A 1,481-nucleotide genomic window follows, 5' to 3' on the forward strand; every position below is an offset into this window, starting at 1 on the left:
CTTCTCGCCGTGGCTCTGCTTGCTTCCGGGTTTCTGTCTCATCTTCACTCCTTGGTGGTTACGATGAGCCAGAAACCCTCTCTTATCAAATCACCCTAAACTGTCCCATTGGTGCTGACGTCAGACAAAGATGCAGCTTGCTCAGACCTGCGGCGTAACTGATCATATCGAAGGACAGAAACGGCAGCAGGCGACTGCCGAAGACCAAGAAGGTCAGAGTGTTCTGCGATCCGAACAGGCCTGTGTTAATCTTCTGACCGAGATGACGCTCAACGAAGGGACGACCGAGACCGCGGGCCAGACCAAAAGCGGCAAGCGCACCGAGTTCCGCGCCAAGAACGACAAAGAGTGTCCCGAACGTGTGCCCATAAGCCGCTCCGGCGGCGAGTGCGATCGGCGCCGAGGGCAGGGGGCTTGCGACGATAGCGATTGTCATAAGCGCCACGATAACAATTGGTCCGGCAAGACCTGCCGCCTCGATCCAGCGGTCAATTTCCGCGCGATCAGGCAGGCGAATGTCAACGCCAAGGACGTCCGGGAAGGCCAATGCGACGACTCCCATCAGGAACACCGCAATAAGAAGGATGCGCATCATCATGGATCAAAACACGGCATAGAGCAGAACGAAAAACGTCGCTGCCAAAAGGTCAAAGGCCACGCAGAATGGAATATACCAGTTCGGAATCCGGGCGAGACGATAAGAATTGTGGTGTGACATGTCCCAAAGGGCGTGCAGGGCCAAGCCCAAGGGAAGGAAAGCCCAATGCCATATCAGCCCCAAAAAGGCTGCCGAGCCGAACAAAAGGGCGACGGCGAGCTCTGCCCAGAACACGCGCGCTCTGCCGTCCGCGGCGCCAAAGCCGATATAGGCACCGCCAATCAAAGCAAGCGTGATCGAAGCAAGAGCTATCGAGCTCTTTTCATCCAAAAACAGGTGAGCCGGCATTGTGAGCAAGACAAACAACACACCAACCCATACGGGAGATTTCAAGATATCCCCGTGTCGATGGTGCGATACGTGATCGCCTGTCTTTTCGAAAATCTGTGCCATGGCTTTGTACCTAGGGATTCCAGCAACTGGAAGGTCAAGGGCTATTCATCCACGCGCGCAACGCAGCGCTCACTCAACCGTTCCACGGTGAGGTCAAAGGACCGATATCAGGACGTATTTGACGCTGACGCCAAGCTCATGTCCGACGCGCGTGGCGATTTTCAGTCATCTTTCGCCTTCTGCCAGACTTGCTGGCAGGCTGAGTAAAGAAACGTCGCTGACCAGGTCAGCAACATGAAGCCCAAAAGCGATTGCAGCATCAGCAACAGTCGAAAGGGCCCGACCACCTCTATGGACGAATAGCCAAGGGTCGAGAACGAGATGCCCGTAACATAGAGAACATCCTGAAACATCGGCGGGCTGTTGCTGAACGATTGCGGCAGAACGCTTGCCACCACCATCGTGTTGAACACGGCGAGCGTCACAAGTT

The 1,481-nt window shown here is 55.4% G+C and carries 2 protein-coding genes and 1 pseudogene; all 3 read right to left on the bottom strand.

All coding sequences use genetic code 11. From position 1 onward, the window contains the following. Nucleotides 1–127: 127 nt before the first annotated feature. A pseudogene (locus AAFO90_RS24795) lies at nucleotides 128–598 on the bottom strand (VTT domain-containing protein); the annotation flags it as partial. Nucleotides 599–601: 3 nt separating this feature from the next. Next, a complete protein-coding gene (locus AAFO90_RS24800) occupies nucleotides 602–1,051 on the bottom strand; it encodes a DUF6010 family protein (RefSeq protein ID WP_012187041.1) in 450 nt (149 codons plus the stop codon). A 161-nt stretch (nucleotides 1,052–1,212) separates the two neighbouring features. Further along, nucleotides 1,213–1,481, bottom strand: a 269-nt coding sequence (locus AAFO90_RS24805) for an ion channel (RefSeq protein WP_347511179.1), incomplete at its 5' end; no start/stop codon positions are given.

Origin of the sequence: Phaeobacter sp. CAU 1743, assembly GCF_039839315.1 — a bacterium.
Classification (GTDB): domain Bacteria; phylum Pseudomonadota; class Alphaproteobacteria; order Rhodobacterales; family Rhodobacteraceae; genus Phycobacter; species Phycobacter gallaeciensis_A.

What these genes read in the sequence shown, in the direction of transcription:
- AAFO90_RS24800 (WP_012187041.1), bottom strand. Translation starts at nt 1,051, where the DNA reads ATGGCACAGATTTTCGAAAAGACAGGCGATCACGTATCGCACCATCGA.